General features: G+C 49.2%; 17 protein-coding genes and 2 pseudogenes. 13 read left to right on the top strand and 6 right to left on the bottom strand.

Going from position 1 to position 16,142, the window contains the following annotated elements; translation table 11 throughout:
• Positions 1-10: 10 nt before the first annotated feature.
• The 7 genes and pseudogenes from N4599_RS02250 (at position 11) to N4599_RS02220 (ending at position 6,839) form a co-directional block, all read left to right on the top strand.
• Positions 11-1,444: an APC family permease gene (locus tag N4599_RS02250; RefSeq protein WP_260901687.1), complete on the top strand. Its 1,434-nt coding sequence runs from the start codon at positions 11-13 to the stop codon at positions 1,442-1,444.
• A gap of 113 nt (positions 1,445-1,557) precedes the next feature.
• Positions 1,558-1,920 (top strand): 50S ribosomal protein L19, encoded by a 363-nt coding sequence (gene rplS, locus N4599_RS02245; protein WP_260901685.1) that lies wholly within the window; start codon positions 1,558-1,560, stop codon positions 1,918-1,920.
• Between the two features lie 232 nt (positions 1,921-2,152).
• On the top strand, positions 2,153-3,037 hold the full coding sequence (locus N4599_RS02240; protein ID WP_260902449.1) for an IS30 family transposase: 885 nt from the start codon (positions 2,153-2,155) through the stop codon (positions 3,035-3,037).
• Positions 3,038-4,233 (top strand): annotated as a pseudogene (locus tag N4599_RS02235) (IS4 family transposase).
• A gap of 141 nt (positions 4,234-4,374) precedes the next feature.
• Positions 4,375-5,331, top strand: a pseudogene (locus N4599_RS02230) (IS30 family transposase).
• 121 nt (positions 5,332-5,452) lie between these two features.
• Positions 5,453-6,487, top strand: a complete 1,035-nt coding sequence (locus N4599_RS02225; protein WP_191364062.1) for a lipoate--protein ligase — start codon at positions 5,453-5,455, stop codon at positions 6,485-6,487.
• Position 6,488: 1 nt separating this feature from the next.
• Positions 6,489-6,839, top strand: a complete 351-nt coding sequence (locus N4599_RS02220; RefSeq protein WP_191364063.1) for a biotin/lipoyl attachment domain-containing protein — start codon at positions 6,489-6,491, stop codon at positions 6,837-6,839.
• A gap of 536 nt (positions 6,840-7,375) precedes the next feature.
• Here the strand turns inward: N4599_RS02220 and N4599_RS02215 are convergent.
• The 3 genes from N4599_RS02215 to N4599_RS02205 all read right to left on the bottom strand — a co-directional run bounded on the left by N4599_RS02215 (position 7,376) and on the right by N4599_RS02205 (position 8,173).
• The gene (locus tag N4599_RS02215) at positions 7,376-7,630 is read right to left on the bottom strand and encodes a hypothetical protein (RefSeq protein WP_191364064.1); all 255 of its coding nucleotides are present in this window, start codon (positions 7,628-7,630) and stop codon (positions 7,376-7,378) included.
• Between the two features lie 87 nt (positions 7,631-7,717).
• Entirely contained in the window at positions 7,718-7,903 is a 186-nt protein-coding gene (locus N4599_RS02210) for a hypothetical protein (protein WP_224758023.1), read from the bottom strand.
• Between the two features lie 42 nt (positions 7,904-7,945).
• On the bottom strand, positions 7,946-8,173 hold the full coding sequence (locus tag N4599_RS02205; RefSeq protein WP_224758024.1) for a hypothetical protein: 228 nt from the start codon (positions 8,171-8,173) through the stop codon (positions 7,946-7,948).
• Between the two features lie 222 nt (positions 8,174-8,395).
• Between N4599_RS02205 and N4599_RS02200 the strand changes: the two genes are divergently transcribed.
• The 4 genes from N4599_RS02200 (at position 8,396) to N4599_RS02185 (ending at position 10,537) form a co-directional block, all read left to right on the top strand.
• Positions 8,396-9,142 carry a hypothetical protein gene (locus N4599_RS02200; protein ID WP_224758026.1) on the top strand — a complete coding sequence of 249 codons (747 nt, stop codon included), beginning with the start codon at positions 8,396-8,398 and terminating at the stop codon, positions 9,140-9,142.
• 84 nt (positions 9,143-9,226) lie between these two features.
• Complete coding sequence (locus N4599_RS02195) at positions 9,227-9,628, top strand: winged helix-turn-helix transcriptional regulator (protein ID WP_191364066.1); 402 nt, start codon at positions 9,227-9,229, stop codon at positions 9,626-9,628.
• A 27-nt stretch (positions 9,629-9,655) separates the two neighbouring features.
• Positions 9,656-9,916, top strand: coding sequence for a hypothetical protein (locus N4599_RS02190; RefSeq protein WP_191364067.1), 261 nt, complete (start codon positions 9,656-9,658; stop codon positions 9,914-9,916).
• Positions 9,917-10,297: 381 nt separating this feature from the next.
• Positions 10,298-10,537, top strand: a complete 240-nt coding sequence (locus tag N4599_RS02185) for a hypothetical protein (protein WP_191364068.1) — start codon at positions 10,298-10,300, stop codon at positions 10,535-10,537.
• Here N4599_RS02185 and N4599_RS02180 read toward each other — a convergent pair.
• A complete protein-coding gene (locus tag N4599_RS02180) occupies positions 10,534-11,346 on the bottom strand; it encodes a Cof-type HAD-IIB family hydrolase (protein WP_191364069.1) in 813 nt (270 codons plus the stop codon). The genes N4599_RS02185 and N4599_RS02180 overlap by 4 nt on opposite strands.
• Before the next feature lie 126 nt (positions 11,347-11,472).
• On the opposite strand from N4599_RS02180, the gene N4599_RS02175 reads away from it, so the two are divergent.
• Together N4599_RS02175 and N4599_RS02170 are read left to right on the top strand one after the other, a co-directional pair.
• Positions 11,473-12,849 (top strand): RsmB/NOP family class I SAM-dependent RNA methyltransferase, encoded by a 1,377-nt coding sequence (locus N4599_RS02175; protein ID WP_191364070.1) that lies wholly within the window; start codon positions 11,473-11,475, stop codon positions 12,847-12,849.
• Positions 12,850-12,864: 15 nt separating this feature from the next.
• Positions 12,865-13,731 carry an SPFH domain-containing protein gene (locus N4599_RS02170; protein WP_191364071.1) on the top strand — a complete coding sequence of 289 codons (867 nt, stop codon included), beginning with the start codon at positions 12,865-12,867 and terminating at the stop codon, positions 13,729-13,731.
• Positions 13,732-13,932: 201 nt separating this feature from the next.
• Here N4599_RS02170 and fni read toward each other — a convergent pair whose 3' ends face one another.
• Both fni and N4599_RS02160 read right to left on the bottom strand, forming a co-directional pair.
• Positions 13,933-14,976, bottom strand: a complete 1,044-nt coding sequence (gene fni / locus N4599_RS02165) for a type 2 isopentenyl-diphosphate Delta-isomerase (RefSeq protein ID WP_260901679.1) — start codon at positions 14,974-14,976, stop codon at positions 13,933-13,935.
• A 52-nt stretch (positions 14,977-15,028) separates the two neighbouring features.
• Positions 15,029-16,141: a phosphomevalonate kinase gene (locus N4599_RS02160; protein ID WP_191364073.1), complete on the bottom strand. Its 1,113-nt coding sequence runs from the start codon at positions 16,139-16,141 to the stop codon at positions 15,029-15,031.
• Position 16,142: the final 1 nt, after the last annotated feature.

Raw genomic sequence — 16,142 nt, 5'->3', positions numbered from 1 at the left:
GGAGAGGTTCATGAAAAAATTGTTTGAACGCTTGCTTTGGAAGCAGAATCCGGCGGTGTACCAGCAAAAGGATGCTAAACTGACGCCCAGTCTGCGAACAATTGACCTGATTGGTCTCGGGACCGGGATGGTTGTTGGTACCGCGATCTTTACCCTGCCAGGAATCGTCGCGGCTGAGCATACCGGACCCGCAGTTCCCCTGGCCTTCATCGTGGCGGCAATTGGGGCGGGTTTATCAGCCTTAGCCTATGCAGAAATGTCGTCAGTCTTGCCCTTTGCCGGCTCGGCCTTTTCCTGGATTAACGTCCTCTTTGGTGAATTTTTCGGCTGGATTGCCGGCTGGGCCTTGCTGGCCGAATACTTTATCTCGGTTGCTTTTGTTGCCTCCGGTTGGTCGGCCTATATGCAGGGCTTCTTAGCCAGCCTGGGGATTAAGCTGCCGGTGGCCCTGACCGGGGGCTTTAATCCCCGGCAAGGATCCTATGTTGACATTTTGGCGGCGGTCGCCATCCTGGCGGTGGGAATTTTGATTTCCCGTGGGGTCCACCAGGTGAGCCGGATTGAAAACATCATCGTTGCAATCAAGCTCCTGGTGATTATCATGTTCATCGTGGTCGGGGCGACCGCCATCCAGGCTCATAACTACGTGCCCTTTATTCCAGCGCACCGGCCGGGAACGAGCTTTGGGGGCTGGCAGGGGATCCTCGCTGGGACGGCCCAAATCTTTATCGCCTACGTTGGCTTTGACGCAATTGCGGCCAACACAGCGGAAACGAAGAACCCGCAAAAGACGATGCCCCGGGGCCTAATTGGAACCCTGGTGCTCGGGACTGGATTCTTTATCGCCGTTTCTCTGGTGCTGGTGGGGATGTTTAAGTACTCCCGCTACGCCAATAATGCTGAACCGGCGGCCTGGGCGCTGCGCCAGTCGGGGCACTACCTGACGGCCAACTTGTTGTCAGTGGTGGCGATTATCGGGATTTTTTCCGCGCTGATTGCGATTCTGCTGGCGTCGTCGCGGCTAATCTATGCCTTTGGACGGGACGGCCTCTTGCCGAGCCGGCTGGGGATTGTTAATGGCCGCCACGTGCCCAGCCACGCCCTCTGGCTGATTACTTTGCTGGCGATGGTCCTGGGTTCGGTCTTTCCGTTTACTTTCCTGGCGACCCTGGTTTCTGCCGGGACACTGGTAGCTTTCATTTTCGTGTCCCTCGGAATTTACGCCTTGCGGCCACGTGAGGGGAAGAATCTGCCGGATGCCCAGTTTAAGATGCCTTGGTACCCGGTGCTGCCGACGGTTTCGGCCCTGTTTTCTGCGGTGATTTTCTGGGGTCTGAATAAGGATGCGAAGATTCTGATGGTCGGCTGGTTCGTGATTGGCCTGCTAATTTACTTTGTTTATGGTATTCGGCATTCCATCATTAACCAGGAGCACGGGAAATAGCCCTTGCAAGTTAGCACGAAACCATGTATAGTAGTTAATGGCTGTTTAGCCGTGAATAACGGTATTCCGCTGCCCATTGTGGACATGAATGTCGGCGAAAGGAAAGAAATTGTATGCGTCAAAATAAGTTAATCGAAAAGATTACTGCTAGTCAACTGCGTGATGATATTCCAGAATTCCGTGCCGGTGATACTGTGCGAGTTCACGCGCGGATCGTTGAAGGTTCCCGTGAACGTATCCAGATGTTTGAAGGGGTTGTTATCAAGCGTCACGGTGCTGGTATCAGCGCTACTTATACTGTTCGGAAGATCAGTAACAGTGTTGGTGTGGAACGGACTTTCCCACTGCACTCACCACGGGTTGCTAAAATCGATGTTCTTCGTCATGGTCGCGTTCGTCGTGCCAAACTGTACTACCTCCGGGCACGTACTGGTAAGGCTACGCGGATTGCTGAACGTCGTCGCGATGCTGAATAGTAATCCTAATGAAGAGAACCCTTGTGTAGCAAGGGTTCTCTTTTACTTTTAAATTAATTTTTTGCTTAAATTTAGGCAGAGAATTTTTAATTAAGGCAGATTGTAAAATTTAAGTTGAACATTTAAGTGGACAGAAAACCCATCAAGGTCTTTAATGGTTTTACCACACAATCCATTAGAAAGAAGGACCTTGATGAGCACCACTATTTTATCATTCTAGAACCGTGTTGTCATTGAAACGCTTCATAATGAAGGACGTTCCTTGCGATACATCGCTAACTACTTAGGCTTTAGTAAGACCACCATCTTTAACGAACTTCACCGGCTAAATAGTGAGTACCAGGCTGAGCTAGCGCAAACTGACTTTGAACAAAAGGTTAGTCAACGGGGGCGGAAGTCTTCGCTCACTAAAAACCTTAAACACTTGGTCGAGGAAAAGATTCAAGTCCAGAAGTGGTCCCCTGAACAAGTTGCCCATGTGGTTGGGATTGCCCACAAGACGGTTTATAACTGGATTGATCAAAAATGGCTTGATGTGCAGTTATCTGATTTGCCTGATCATGGAATACGTCGCCATCGCGCTAAAGAAAAGCGTGGTACATTCAGTCACGGCCGCTCAATTGAGGAGCGTTCTCATAAAATCGAAACTCGCCAGGAATTTGGCCACTTTGAAGCTGACACCGTGCTTTCTGGCAAGCGTAAAGGTCAAGCTGTGGCTACTTTTGTGGAGCGTAAGAGTCGCCTGACAATTGTTAAACGGCTCCATGGTCGCGATAGTCAATCCATGACTCAAGCCGTGCTTGAACTAGCTAGTCAACTTCAAGACAAACTCAAGACGCTGACCGTAGATCATGGTAAAGAGTTCGCTAACTACCAGGCAATTGAGCAGCGAACTGGTACTCCGGTTTATTTTGCTCATGCTTATTCACCACATGAACGCGGTAGTAATGAGAACCGTAACCGAGTTTTGCGACGGTTTATTCCCAAGGGACAAGCCATTGAAGAGCTGAGCGATCGCCAGCTGGTTCAAATCAATTGGTATCTGAATTCCCGGCCACTTAAATGTCTTAACTGGCGCACACCAATCGAGATCTTCCTGCTTAATTTACGTCATTAAATTCGTTCAAGTTATTTCTTGCAATCTGCCAAAAATATAATTTCTGCATTTATTCACTTAATTGGTCTAGGTCGGCTAGTAAACGGATTAACTTCAAACGCCACTCAACTATTCCGCTAACTGCTGTTATTACTTGGCTGTTTGAGGCTATCTTTAGTCGACGCTCACTCTATCGTGCTCAGCCTAGTCGCTGGTTTAGTTCTCGAACAGCCAGAAACATTCTCAATGATGGCCGGATTAATTGGCAGAAATTACTATGCCTTGTCGCCATTAAAATGATTTTAATCCTCACTCCGTTTATTGATCAACGGCGGCGATTAGCGTTAATCGTTGATGATACTTTAATAGAACGGGCATACTCGACCAAAACTGAATTACTAGCTAAAATTTATGATCATGACCAGCATCGGTATTCAACCGGCTATCGGAATTTAACAATTGGTTGGAGTGATGGTAATACCTTTTTACCGGTTAACTGTGCCTTAATGTCAACTAGGAAGAAAACTAACCTCGTTGGCTCTAAATCTAGCATAACTGATCAACGGACCATCGCTGGTCAACGTCGATCTCAGGCACAACGTAAAATGAATGAAGTAGTTCTGGAGTTAATTAGCCAAGCACTTAGACTTGGGGTTACTGCTAAATATGTTTTATTTGATAGCTGGTATAGTTCGCCACAAATGTTCTGGCACCTTAAAGAATTGGGGCTGGAAAGTGTCGCTATGCTTAAGCGCAGTTCGAAAGTTTACTATCGATATCGTGGTCGTAATTATAGTATCAAAGCTCTTTATCAGCGATTACTTAATTCTAAACGTCCCGCTGGTCAAAGCTACCTATATAGCAGTATCGTTGAAGCCAACTTTCAAGGCCAGGTCTTTCCAGTCAAAATTGTTTTCGTCGCTAAAAATAAGTCCCAAATTCAAAGTTATGATGGCCAGGTTGCCCAAATTACTGTCACGGCGATGACTTACATTCTTTTAGCCTGGCAAGAGCGCCTGAATAAAGACGACCGGACCCTTGGTGATTTATTTTATTTGATGAATGACAGTTTGCCTGAAATTAAATTTATCGAGGCATTGGTCTACCTCTTGAAGACATTCCAGTCACAGGAGGCAGGCTTTATCAGCCAAACAATTAATCAATTCCTGGCTTACTTACCGCATAATGTTCAAAATATCCTTCAAAAGGTGGTTTGAAACTAATTTTGGCAAAGAAAAGCCAGAGCTGACATGGGCTCTGGTCATTTTGAGTGCTTTCAAGTTTCAGTTAGAAATATAAAAAAAGCCATCTGTGATAGACTTTTGAATAACCACAAACAAAAGCAAAGGATATCACAAATGACCTATCATCATCTTACCATACGCGAACTGACTCTCATAGCTGATTTTTGGCACCAAGGTACTAAAGCCTATTAAACCGCTAAGCTACTTAAACGGAGCCAAGAAACAATTTACCGCTTCCTAGATAGCGGTAAGACGATTGATCAATATTTAGCTGCCTATCAGCGGCACAAGCGTCGCTGTGGCCGCAAACAATCGCAATTGCCTCGTGATGAGGTCCAGTATATCAAGCAACGCGTTGCGGCCGGTTGGACGCCAGATACAATCATTGGTCGTGCAGAGCGGCCAATCAGTTGTAGTATGCGGACGCTGTACCGGATGTTTGCCCGTGGACAGTACCATTTTGCGGCTCAGCAGCTACCAATGAAGGGCCAACGTCGTCCAAATGGTTACGTGGAACGGTGTGGGAAGGCTGGACACCTGGGACGCAGTATTTATCAGCGCTATCAGGATTTTCCGCACTATCAACACGAGTTTGGCCACTTTGAAGCCGACACTGTCCAAGGCAAGGCGCATCGCGGCGCCGTTATGACGCTGGTTGAGCGGTAGTCGAAAGTCATGATTGTGCTAAATGTCCATCACAAGACGGCTAAGAGCGTTAATCAGCACTTAGATTGCTGGTTGTCAAAACTGCCGCGGCACTTCGTCAGGTCGATTACCTTTGATAATGGTAAGGAATTCGCTGGTTGGCGTGAGATTGCTAATAAGCATGACCTTCACACCTGCTTTGCGGAGGTAAGTGCTCCCAATCAGCGTGGTCTGAACGAGAACAACAATGGGATCTTACGGCGCGATGGTCTCAGTAAGCGGTTGGACTTCCGCCATCTGCCCAACGAGCTCATCACCCAGCTAATGCATTGGTGAAACAACATTCCTCGTAAGTCACTCAACTACCGCACACCACTTGAAGTATTCATGAAGCACGTCACAGATGAACAACTAGCTTTTTTCTAACTTAATTTGACATTTCGGGAAAGAAAAAACAAGTCTAACTAAGATTGGACAAACTAATGTTAATTAACCGGATTATGGTATATACTGAAATCGCATACAGCAATTAATTAGAGGTGTTTTTATGTTTTTTATTGATACCAGTCGAAATGGGAAGCCGGTTTACGATGCCCTCGTCAACCAGTCCTTGGATAACTACTTGATTAACGACCTACGCCTAAAGGGTCATGGCTTGATTTGCTACATTAACCGTCCTTCTGTCATTGTTGGCGTCAACCAGAATGCCTATGCCGAAATCGACCTGCCTTACCTAAAAAAGCACAATATTGAACTGGTTCGGCGCTCCAGTGGTGGTGGTGCGGTCTACCATGATTTTGGCAACTTGGTCTTTGAAAACATTGTTGTCGGTGATATGAGTGAGTTTGGCAATTTCCACGCCATTGGTGACCCGATTGTCGATGCGCTCCACGATTTGGGGATTGAATCTGCCGAGGTTAGTGGGAGAAATGACATGACAATTGACGGTAAGAAATTCTCTGGAATGGCAATTGTCAAGGGTGACAACTCCTATGCTGCCGGTGGGACAGTCATGTTTGACTTGAATATGGCGGCCGCAAGTGAAGTCCTGACACCAGAAAAGGATAAGCTAGCTTCGAAAGGAGTTAAGTCCGTTAACGCACGCGTAACTAACATCAAGCCTTACCTATCGGAAAAGTATCAGAATTGGACGACGGAGGATTTCAAGAATTATCTGCTCTGTCACATGTTTGGCGTTGACTCTATGGAGGATGTAGAGACCTACCACCTGACCGACCACGATTGGGATATCATCGACTCACGTTTAGTTGAGCAGTATCGCACTGATGAATGGAACTACGGGAAGAATCCAGGCTTTAAGCACTATGTGACCAAACACTACCCAATTGGGACTGTTTCTTTCAACTTCAATGAGAAAGATGGTCAGATCACGGCTGTTAAAATCTATGGTGACTTCTTCACGACTGGCGATCCGCGCGTCGTTGAACAGCATTTGCTCGGTACGAAGTTGAATCGTGAAAACCTGATTCAAGCCTTTAACGATGCTCATCTGGATGCTAACCTGGGAAAAGTTAGCGCCGAGGAATTGGCGACCCTGCTTTTATCAGACAGGAGAGATTAAAATGTGGCAACGAATTATAAATTGCTTTAAGCGCTTTTTCAGTCGTAAGCCCCTGCTTCACGTTGAGGACAGTGGCCTTTGGTGGCAGCAGGTAGGTAACCTGGTTAAAGTTGGCCTTGATAGTAAGGTGATTACTGAATTAGGAGATATTACCTTCTTGGAAACACCCCAGGTCGATGATGTCATTCATAAATCTGACCAGCTAATTAACATTGAGGGCGGAAAGGCGGTTGAGACCTTCAAGTCCCCAGTCAGTGGCAAGATTGTCAAAGTCTATACCGATTATCAGAATAATCCAGTAACCCTAGTCAAAGCAAAAAATCCATTATTGATTGAAATAATAACGATATAGTAATAATGGCTGTCTTGGTAAAATTACCGGACAGTCTATTTTTAACTCGAGCGAGTCCAGATATTTGAATTTATTAGCAAGAAACTGCTACTAGCCCTTTTAAATATCTACAGTAGCATTTTTTGACAAGTAATCCCGTGTTATTAAGGTATTTAGATTGTAAGGATGGAAAATATCATGCATGACGAACTACATATCCTAATCTCTTCATCTGGCTGGCTATACTTATTGCTTGCACAATTGGCAAAAGAGGTCGTAACTACCGGTATTGCTTATTAAAAAGTGGCGTTATAGATTAATTTGACGAATGCTGGACAAGTTGCTGCTTAGTGCTAATGGTGTCGGCAAGAAGGGGAAAACTGGTACTACCATTCAATTGAGAGAGAAAAAACATCGAAAATTGGCTGACAAGCTGATTTTCGATGTTAGTCTTTCAACTCTAAACTAACCTTTGGCAACCTCCACAAGGATAGCTATGCAGTAGGCATATTTAGGGAGATTACCGCTGATTTGTCAGCAGTTATCTTGCCAGCTAGCTACTTCGCTGAGATATTATTATCTAACCACTGCGTTAAAAAGCGAACCAGTGCCTGGGCGTCATGCTTGTCTAGCAAGTAAGTGTTGTCATGGCTGCTTCCAGCAAAGTCGATGTTAGATAGCAGGAGGGTAAGCTGGTCACTATCAGCTTGCCGATACAGGCTCAATTCGTTCGGACAACCGTCATCAGCATCCTCACCGGCATAACGGGAGTTGAACCAGTCCTGGTCAAATCTAATCTGGTGTTTTGTCATTTTCTCACCTCAAATTCATCCTTATTGTAGCCAAGTTGCCGTGCCTTGGCAATTAGTCCCCGTTTCCACTGGGCGACGGCACTGGGACTAAATTTCCCGGTCGGTGAGGTGGAAATGCAATTTACCGATTAAGTAGCGTTGCTGGTTAGGGGTGCACTTGGTCAGCAAATGCTGGAGACAAACCCTGTCTAAGCACATCGCTAATCCTGCCCCGGTACTGGGGAGCGGTTCCGTTAGCTCGTTATCCTGGTCGTCAAGGGAGTATTCGGTCAAGGCTAGTCCCCGTTGCTGGTGCCGCAGTTCATCTAACAGCCGCTAGTAGACTTTCTGATAGGCGTAGGCGGGGAATCGGCTGTTGGTCCGTGGGTCGCCAGGGAAGTCGGCAAAGGCGGTCGCATAGGCTAGACAGCCGTCTTGAAAGAGGTCGGCGAACTGATCCTGCCAGGGAGTAATATGGAGCCGTTTAAGGACCCCATAAATAATTCCGGTCCGCTTATCGTCCATTAGGAAATACAGACCGTTCGTAATTTTTTCGTTTTTCATACTGAGAATCATCCTTGTGATAAATTCTCAAGAGCTCCTGAGTACCGCTGATTATAGGCATCTACTAGCAGCTAAGCAAACGATAAAAAAGGGGATTAGCAGGGTAAAAAGTGTTGACGCTGGGTAAACGTGCTTGGTATCTTATTATTTGTGAAAACGCTTTCTTACTTTGGGGGAGAAATGCTAATTTTTAAAATTTGAGGAGGAGTCTTTGTGACTTTTATGAAGACGTTTGACTTTAGCGATTTGTCGACCATTGAGATTAACGCGGAAATGGAAGGCTTTCAGCCGCGCTTTGATAATACACTAGCCCTGACCGCTTACCGGCAGCAAACCTTGATCCTAACTCGGGAGGGGCAGGCGGTTATTCTGAATTGCCGGCTGCAGGAGTGTCTCTGCCGTTTTCGCAAGGAGAATGGCATCTGTCGGCATGAACTATCCGCTTATTATTCCTTGGCCCGCTGTCAGACCCAGGCAATTATTTCGGGGCATTACCGGCTGGTTCCTACTCATGGTGCCAGCAACCGTCAAGTTGTCTATTACATGGCCCACCACCTAGATACTTATAGCTATTCACAGAAGCTCAACCGCCTGCTAATCATCCTCAAGGGACAGGGTGGCTTATACCAGCTTCGGGTTGACGCAAGTTTTAGCAGTTTTGGTCGGATCCTGGACGCGGCTGACCAGGTAGCCAACCTCCAATTAGCGAATATCGAAGGGGCCATGTGGCGGATGGGGGTCTACCAGGACAGCAGCGGTTTGCGGCCTGCTTCCGGTACGTACTTGAGTCACCAGCAGGGACTAGCTATTCACCAGCAGATTCTCGCAAATTACGTGATGGCAGTTACTAACGAGGCGTTCTTGGCGACCTTTGGCGAGCTGCCAGATGCTGATTTTCAGCGGCGACTTAATAGTGTTATTGGTTATGCTGGCCTGCCCCTTAAAAAATATGAAAAATTCGTCAAATAATGTTCAACTGATTAGCGGACAATTTATAATAGAAGGTGCCAAGGGTTTAGCTATCAAACTTGTGAATAGGAGGAATTGATAACTATGACAAAGGAAACTAAAGAAAGTGGTTTAGCTTATGCCAATGAAATTTTACAAGACAAGTGGGCACCAGTTCTGCTTTTTTGGCTAGGCTTCCGGACCTTTACAAAGCAGGAATTACTGGAATTGATTCCAGCCTTGTCAGAAGAAGAGTTATCAGCAAAGTTGTGTCAATTACAAAACCTTCGTGTTGCTAACCCAATCCGGGATACGGAAAATAAGTATTCGCTGACTGAGGATGGAGAACAGCTGCGGTGCCTGATGATGTCACTCAGCGTCTGGGGAGCCCAGCAGCAGGATGATAACGCCGACCGCCAGTCGGTACTTGTAGTTGAACCGGAAAGTACGGCAAAACTAAAGGACTTGGTCAAGTATAACCAAATCCTCTCAAAGTACATTAAGTAAGCCGGGACACGAAAGGGGGTGTGCTGGATGAACCGGACATTTATGAATGGCTACTATCAGGGTGTCGTTGAAGTCGCACCAGCTGCCCTGTCCGCTGCTCATGTGAAGGAATTAGCGGTGACCATGACCATTCAGCACCTCCGTCACGCTGGGGTGCCGATCAGCACAATTCACGACTTCTTAACTAATGATATTGGAGTAGCTCCACGGCTTGTCAATCGCTTTATTAATATATCTGCGGCCGAATTGGAAGCTGCTCAAGCCAGGATCCTCGCTATTGCTTTTTAGCGAAGGAGATTGCCTTTCTGCCAGAAACGGCAGAGAGGCTTTTTTCTCTGGCGCGGGGGCCCAGTGAAGCGTTAGGAAATGTTCTGAGACTTTTTGCGGGCAAAGACGAACGTCTAAATGCCTATTCTTTATTTATCAGCCGATTTAGTTAAATTTCGTTTTCAGCTCTTGCTATGCTTCGGCTTTTACTGGCAGAAAAAGCATGCTAAAATACATAAGGGAGCCATGACACCCTGGTCACAGTTCCCCTAGTAGAAGTATGTTGGCGAAGGTGATTGCAAAATCGCCTTCGCCTTCATTATAACAAAATTTTTAAATAAAGTATCAAAAGTGCTAATAATTATTAAATTACTGCACTTTAATTATCCCGAAGGTAATAGGATGCGAACAAAACTCTCTCTGCTCCTCGCCCTTGTCGGCCTGCTGATTGTTGGGGCGGCATTTGTGACCAACACCCCGCAGCGGATGATGATGGTTGTCCTGGGCTTGATCATTGCCTGTGGTGGTTGCCTGGTCTTGCTGGCTACCGACCGCTTTGTCAACCAGCACCGCAGCTTCATCACTGTGGTTACCGGTCTTTTTATCCTCCTCATTATCGGTTACGTCATTAAGGTGCTTTAAATACTAAGTTTAAAGTATTCTTGAAGATACTTTGCCAACCCGTCGTGGTCGTTATCAACCGGAGTGACGTCGTCGGCAATCGCCTTGATGTCTGGAATCGCGTTTTGCATTGCGACCCCGCGGCCGGCAGCATCCAGCATTTCCAGGTCGTTATGTTCATCGCCAAACGCAATGATGTGGGACCGGCTAATCTGGTACTGCTTGGCAACGTAGTACATTCCTGATTCCTTGTGCGTGCCGCGGTGGATTAGTTCCAGAATATTGTAAGGACCGCCCCAGACCCGTGCTTCTACGAAGGTGCCATACTTCTCGTTGACCGCCTTAATGACTTTTTCAGCCTGGCCCGGTTGGTACTCGATAATCAATGAGATCGGTCGGCCAGTAAGGTTCTCGGCCGTCAGCAGCTGGTCATCCCGGAGGTGGTCCGGTAAGAATTCGGGCAGGTCCTTAGTGGGGTGGTTTGCCCAGACCCGGTACTTGTCTTCAACGGTGATTGTTTTGATGCCGAGTTGTTCGCGGTTGGCAAGCAGGTCCAGCGCCAGTTCCCGGGTCAGTGCCACTTCGTATTCACCATCCCAAGCCTCGTGGGGGATGTGCGTCAGGGCACCATTGAAATTGACCATCGGTGTCTTAATTCCAATTTGATCATAGATATGCCGGGCAATCCGGTAGGGCCGACCGGTAATGATACTGACGATATGGCCTTCATCCGCAAGGGTTCGCAGGGTACGGATAGTTTCCTGGGTGAGGGTGGACTGGTTATTTAACGTGGTCCCGTCGAGATCGAGGGCGATTAAGTGCTGATCCACGTTCGTCACTCCTTTATAAAAAATACTTATCAAATAATTATACGGGAATTGCTGCTAAATGTGAACTGTTTCGTGGCGGCCAGAAATTACTGTATAATAGTGGGGAAGAGAAATGAGGGATAATTGATGATACTACCAGATGCGTTTATTAACAAATACCAGCGCCTGCTCGGTGACGAGGCACCGGCCTTCTTGGCATCCTTTGACCAGCCATCGACCGGCGGTTTTCGGGTCAACCCGGCTAAGGCGGCACCGACCGCGACGCTTGAGAGGGCGGTAGGAAAGGTGGAGTATGTCCCGACCGGCTACCGGGGACCGGTGGATGGCAAGTCGCTCGACCATGTCGCCGGGGCAATTTACAGCCAGGAACCGTCCGCCATGTACGTCGGCGAGGTGGTTGCTCCCCAACCAGGCGAGCGGGTTCTTGACCTCTGTGCGGCCCCTGGTGGCAAGACGACCCACCTGGTCGCTAAGATGAAGGATCAGGGCTTGCTAGTTGCCAACGAAATTTTTCGCAAACGGGCCCTGGTCCTGGCGGAAAACTTGGAACGGTGGGGGACCGCCCAGACGGTAGTTACTAACGAGAGCCCAGCTGATTTGGAAAAGCATTTTCCCCAGTTTTTCGACCGGATTCTGGTGGATGCCCCTTGTTCTGGTGAAGGAATGTTTCGGAAGGAGCCGGCGGGAATAGAATACTGGACGCCTGACTACCCGGCCGAATGTGCTAACCGGCAACGGAAGATTCTCGCTTCGGCACTGAGAATGTTAAAGCCAGGGGGGACGCTGGTTTATTCGACCTGTACCTTTGCCCCGGAAGAGGACGAGCAGAATGCTGCCTGGCTGTTGGCTACCTACCCGGGGTTAACGATGGTTCCAATCAAAAAATACCCGGGAATGGATGATGGCCGGCCGGAGTGGGCTGATGGCAATCCTGACTTAGCCAAGGCGGTGCGGCTCTTCCCCCACCACATTGCAGGGGAGGGGCACTTTATCGCCAAGTTCCAACTGGCGGCTACTGGTTCAGAGCCAGCGGTTAGCGGACAAGCGAAGAAGAAAAAGAAACACCGCAAGAGTCACCAGCAGGACGGGGTGACTAAGGAGCAGCGGCAATTCTTTAGTGACTTCTGCCAGTGGTTCATGCCGGATTACCAGCCACATCAACTGTTGACTTATGGTGACCAACTTTATGACCTGCCAGCTGAAATGTCGTCCGTCGAGGGGCTGACCGCCTTACGACCTGGTCTCCACCTGGGGACGTTTAAAAAGCGGCGCTTTGAACCGGCCCTAGCACTGGCCTTGGCGATTGACCCCGCGGTAACGACCCGCCGGATTGACCTTAGCACTGAACAGTGGCGTTCCTACGTTCACGGGGATGTCCTGTCCGGGTCGGCTGAGCTTTCCAACGGCTGGTACCTGTTAACCTGCCAGGGCTTTAACGTCGGCTTCGGTAAGTTAGTTAACGGCACGGTGAAAAACTTTTATCCCAAAGGATTACGCTTTTAGAAAGGACAACCAATAATGAAAGAAAAGAATGCGTTTCATATCAACGGCTACTTAGCCTTCCTCCTCACAATTATAGTCGCGTTGGTTGCTGCCTGGCTGGGTTACCGGGGGTTAACCGCTGACCAGGTGGGCCTCACGGTGATCGGTGCCATTTTGCTGGTGCTGGTAGCAGTAGCTGCTACGTCATTGACCATTATCCAGCCAAACGAGGCCAAGGCCCTGACTTTCTTCGGCAATTATATCGGGACAATCCGGGATGCCGGCCTCTTTTTGACGGTGCCCTTTACCGAGAAGGAACGGGTATCGTTACGGGTTGGCAACTTCAATAGTCAGATTCTCAAGGTCAATGACTCACAAGGGAATCCAGTTGAGATTGCTGCCGTAATAGTTTACCGGGTAGTTGACACTGCCAAAGCACTCTTTGCTGTTGATGACTACGAGCAGTTTGTTCAGATTCAGAGCGAGTCGGCTGTCCGCCACGTGGCAAGTGAGTACCCATATGATACCTTTGAGGATGAGGACGCCCTGACCTTGCGGAGCAACCCAACAGAGGTGTCAGACCGGTTGACCGCGGAGCTCCAGGAACGGCTCAATGTTGCCGGGGTTGAAATTATTGAAACCCGGCTGACTCACCTGGCCTACGCAACCGAAATCGCCAGTGCAATGTTGCAGAAACAGCAGTCGGCTGCCATTCTATCTGCCCGTAAGATTATTGTTGAGGGGGCGGTCTCCATTACGGAGGACGCCATTGACCGCCTTGCTCGGGAAACCGAGTTGGATTTGACTGACGCTCAGCGCCTCCAGATTATTAACAACATCATGGTTGCGATTGTCAGCGAGCGGGGCACCCAGCCGGTAATTAACACTGGAACAAATAATTAATTATTGCAGTCGTAAAAGGGAGTGGGACAGAACTAGCTTGTCTAGTTCGTTGTCCCACACCTGCAAGGATGGCTAGGTTGGTCAAATGCTGATTTATCAGCTTTTGAACTGCCAGCCAGCTACTGCGCTGTTACATTTTTAGCTTTAAAATAGCAACGAGACTGGGTTTATTCCCAGCCTCTTTTACTTTTAATCTTTAAATTATAACAGTTGGCGTTGCTGGGCGTAGCTTGCTAGCTCTGGGGCTAGAACTGTATCGGCCATTACCGAGAGGTCGGTGAACTGTTCGACTCCTTGCAGGGCTAGCAAGCGGGGAATCACGGTCAGCCAATCCGCGACTTCCTGGTCGAGCGCTGCTGGTCCGGCTGCCTGGAGAATGTTCAGGAAGTAGCCGGCCACTCCACAGGAACTGGCCCCCAGAGCGGCGGCCTTGATAAGGTCTACAGGTGAGCTGATTCCCCCAGAGGCGATAACTGGCAGGCCGCTCTTAGACGCCCGGGCTTCTAAAAGGGCTTCAGGCGTTGTTTGCCCCCACTGGGCAAGCGTAGCGAAGTCCTGCTTGTGGTTGCGGCGGTTTTCAATCAAGGCGAAGTTGGTGCCGCCCCGTCCGCTGACATTAATGGCCTCAACACCGGCCTGCGCCAGCTTAGCAACGTCGACTTTGTTCATCCCAAAGCCAACCTCCTTGACAATCACCGGGACGTCAAGGGCGGTTGCTAACTCACGAATATTGTCGAGCCAGAAGAACCAGCGATCGCCCTCCGGCATTATCAACTCCTGGGCGGCGTTGAGGTGCAGCTCCAGCGCGTTGGCCCCCAATAAGTCAATGGCTGCCCGGGCATCCGTCAGACTGGCCCCGCTGCTGAGGTTTGCAATGACGATTCCGTCCGGATTTTCATCCCGGATCACGGTGAATGATTCCCGTGCAGCGGGATCCTTCAGGGCAATGCTGACCGACCCAGTTGCCATTGCCAGCTGGTACTTGGCAGCAATTTGCGCGAGCTGGCGGTTGATAGTCAGCGCGGCCTGGCTGCCACCCGTCATTGCCTCAAAGTAGAAGGGAGCGTTAAGCCGGATTTGCTTGGTCAGCGGGCTTGTAATATCAACGTCCGCTACCGCCGTTTCGGGCAGGGCCGTGTGAATCAGCCGAACCTGATCAAAGGGGTGGCTGGCGTGTGCCTGGTCGTAATACTTCCTGGCGAGGGAAAGGTGTTCGTTTTTCCGTTGTGCTTGACGCGATTCCATAAACTTACTCCTTAAAATAATGGGTCGTTAGTGCATGATTGGCCCCGGTGGGTTAATTCAACGGCAGGTGCTGCTGTATCCGCCGCTTGATGTCAGAGATAAAGTGGACATTAAGGGGGAGCTGTTCAATGTGGTTCTGCGCCCAGGACTTTAGCACGGCATTGAAGTCGGCGTTCTGGTCGATAGCAACGATTCCGCAGTCGCCACCCCCAGCCCCCGAGGTTTTAGCTGCCCCGCCAAACTGTTCCGCAATCTGGCACAGACGGTTTAAGACGGGGGTTTCAATGTCAACACCGGAGTTAGTTCCAAGCTGCTTGAGGAGGTCGCGGTTATAGCGGATTTCCCGCTTAATTCGTTCAAGATCCTGCTGGTGGAAGCCATCGACCATCCGCTGGATGCAAGACTTGCTTTCCTCGAGGAAGCGGTGGTAATCATCCTGCCGCCGGGCCTTGAAGAGGGAAATCTTGTCGACCAGCTGAGAGGTAGACGCCGGTTTACCGGTCCAGCCGATTAGGAGCTGGAGGTTTTCTGGCGCGTGTAGTGATTCAATCTGCAGGTCGGGCCAGGGGAGGTCGACCAGGGACTTGATGTCCAGGTATTGCCGCTGCTGAGCGAGCCACTGCCGGTCAAAGGAGTGGTAGGAAATCCAGCCCCCGTACACGGACGCCGCCACATCACCCAGGGAGCCGTTGCCCTGAACCTCGAAGTGGGCGATTGCCGCCAGCTTGAAAATTTCATCCTTTGTTACGGGGAGGTTATAGAAACGGCAGAGGGCCTTTACAGTGGCGACCGTGACCGCCGCGGAAGATCCCAAGCCGTACTTACGGCCGTTCTGGCTATCAAGCTGGCTGTCAATCTGCAAGTCATAGATGCGCAGTTCCCGCTCAAACTGCCGGGCGTATTCCTCGGTTACCTTAATGGCAGAGAGAATGTAGGAGAAAGGGTTATCCCTTTTATCCACTACCATCTGGTCACCCATTCGCCGCCAAAGTAGTTGGTTGTTGTGGTACTGCCGGCTAAAAATCTGGCCCATTTCCCGCGCCGACTCCTTGATCGTGCAGGTGACGAACTGGTCAAGGGCGACCAGCACGGCGGGATAACCATTTTCAACCACGGCGTATTCGCCAGCAATGTATAATTTTCCTGGTGCTTTTTCAGTAATCAAT

It is taken from the genome of Limosilactobacillus oris, from assembly GCF_025311495.1.
GTDB lineage: Bacteria > Bacillota > Bacilli > Lactobacillales > Lactobacillaceae > Limosilactobacillus > Limosilactobacillus oris_A.
Note: the sequence above shows the minus strand (reverse complement) of the source record. Positions and strands in the feature narration are given on the sequence as shown.

What these genes read in the sequence shown, in the direction of transcription:
- N4599_RS02250 (WP_260901687.1), top strand. Translation starts at nt 11, where the DNA reads ATGAAAAAATTGTTTGAACGCTTGCTTTGGAAGCAGAATCCGGCGGTG.
- rplS (WP_260901685.1), top strand. Translation starts at nt 1,558, where the DNA reads ATGCGTCAAAATAAGTTAATCGAAAAGATTACTGCTAGTCAACTGCGT.
- N4599_RS02225 (WP_191364062.1), top strand. Translation starts at nt 5,453, where the DNA reads ATGTTTTTTATTGATACCAGTCGAAATGGGAAGCCGGTTTACGATGCC.
- N4599_RS02220 (WP_191364063.1), top strand. Translation starts at nt 6,489, where the DNA reads ATGTGGCAACGAATTATAAATTGCTTTAAGCGCTTTTTCAGTCGTAAG.
- N4599_RS02215 (WP_191364064.1), bottom strand. Translation starts at nt 7,630, where the DNA reads ATGACAAAACACCAGATTAGATTTGACCAGGACTGGTTCAACTCCCGT.
- N4599_RS02205 (WP_224758024.1), bottom strand. Translation starts at nt 8,173, where the DNA reads ATGAAAAACGAAAAAATTACGAACGGTCTGTATTTCCTAATGGACGAT.
- N4599_RS02200 (WP_224758026.1), top strand. Translation starts at nt 8,396, where the DNA reads ATGAAGACGTTTGACTTTAGCGATTTGTCGACCATTGAGATTAACGCG.
- N4599_RS02195 (WP_191364066.1), top strand. Translation starts at nt 9,227, where the DNA reads ATGACAAAGGAAACTAAAGAAAGTGGTTTAGCTTATGCCAATGAAATT.
- N4599_RS02190 (WP_191364067.1), top strand. Translation starts at nt 9,656, where the DNA reads ATGAACCGGACATTTATGAATGGCTACTATCAGGGTGTCGTTGAAGTC.
- N4599_RS02185 (WP_191364068.1), top strand. Translation starts at nt 10,298, where the DNA reads ATGCGAACAAAACTCTCTCTGCTCCTCGCCCTTGTCGGCCTGCTGATT.
- N4599_RS02175 (WP_191364070.1), top strand. Translation starts at nt 11,473, where the DNA reads ATGATACTACCAGATGCGTTTATTAACAAATACCAGCGCCTGCTCGGT.
- N4599_RS02170 (WP_191364071.1), top strand. Translation starts at nt 12,865, where the DNA reads ATGAAAGAAAAGAATGCGTTTCATATCAACGGCTACTTAGCCTTCCTC.
- fni (WP_260901679.1), bottom strand. Translation starts at nt 14,976, where the DNA reads ATGGAATCGCGTCAAGCACAACGGAAAAACGAACACCTTTCCCTCGCC.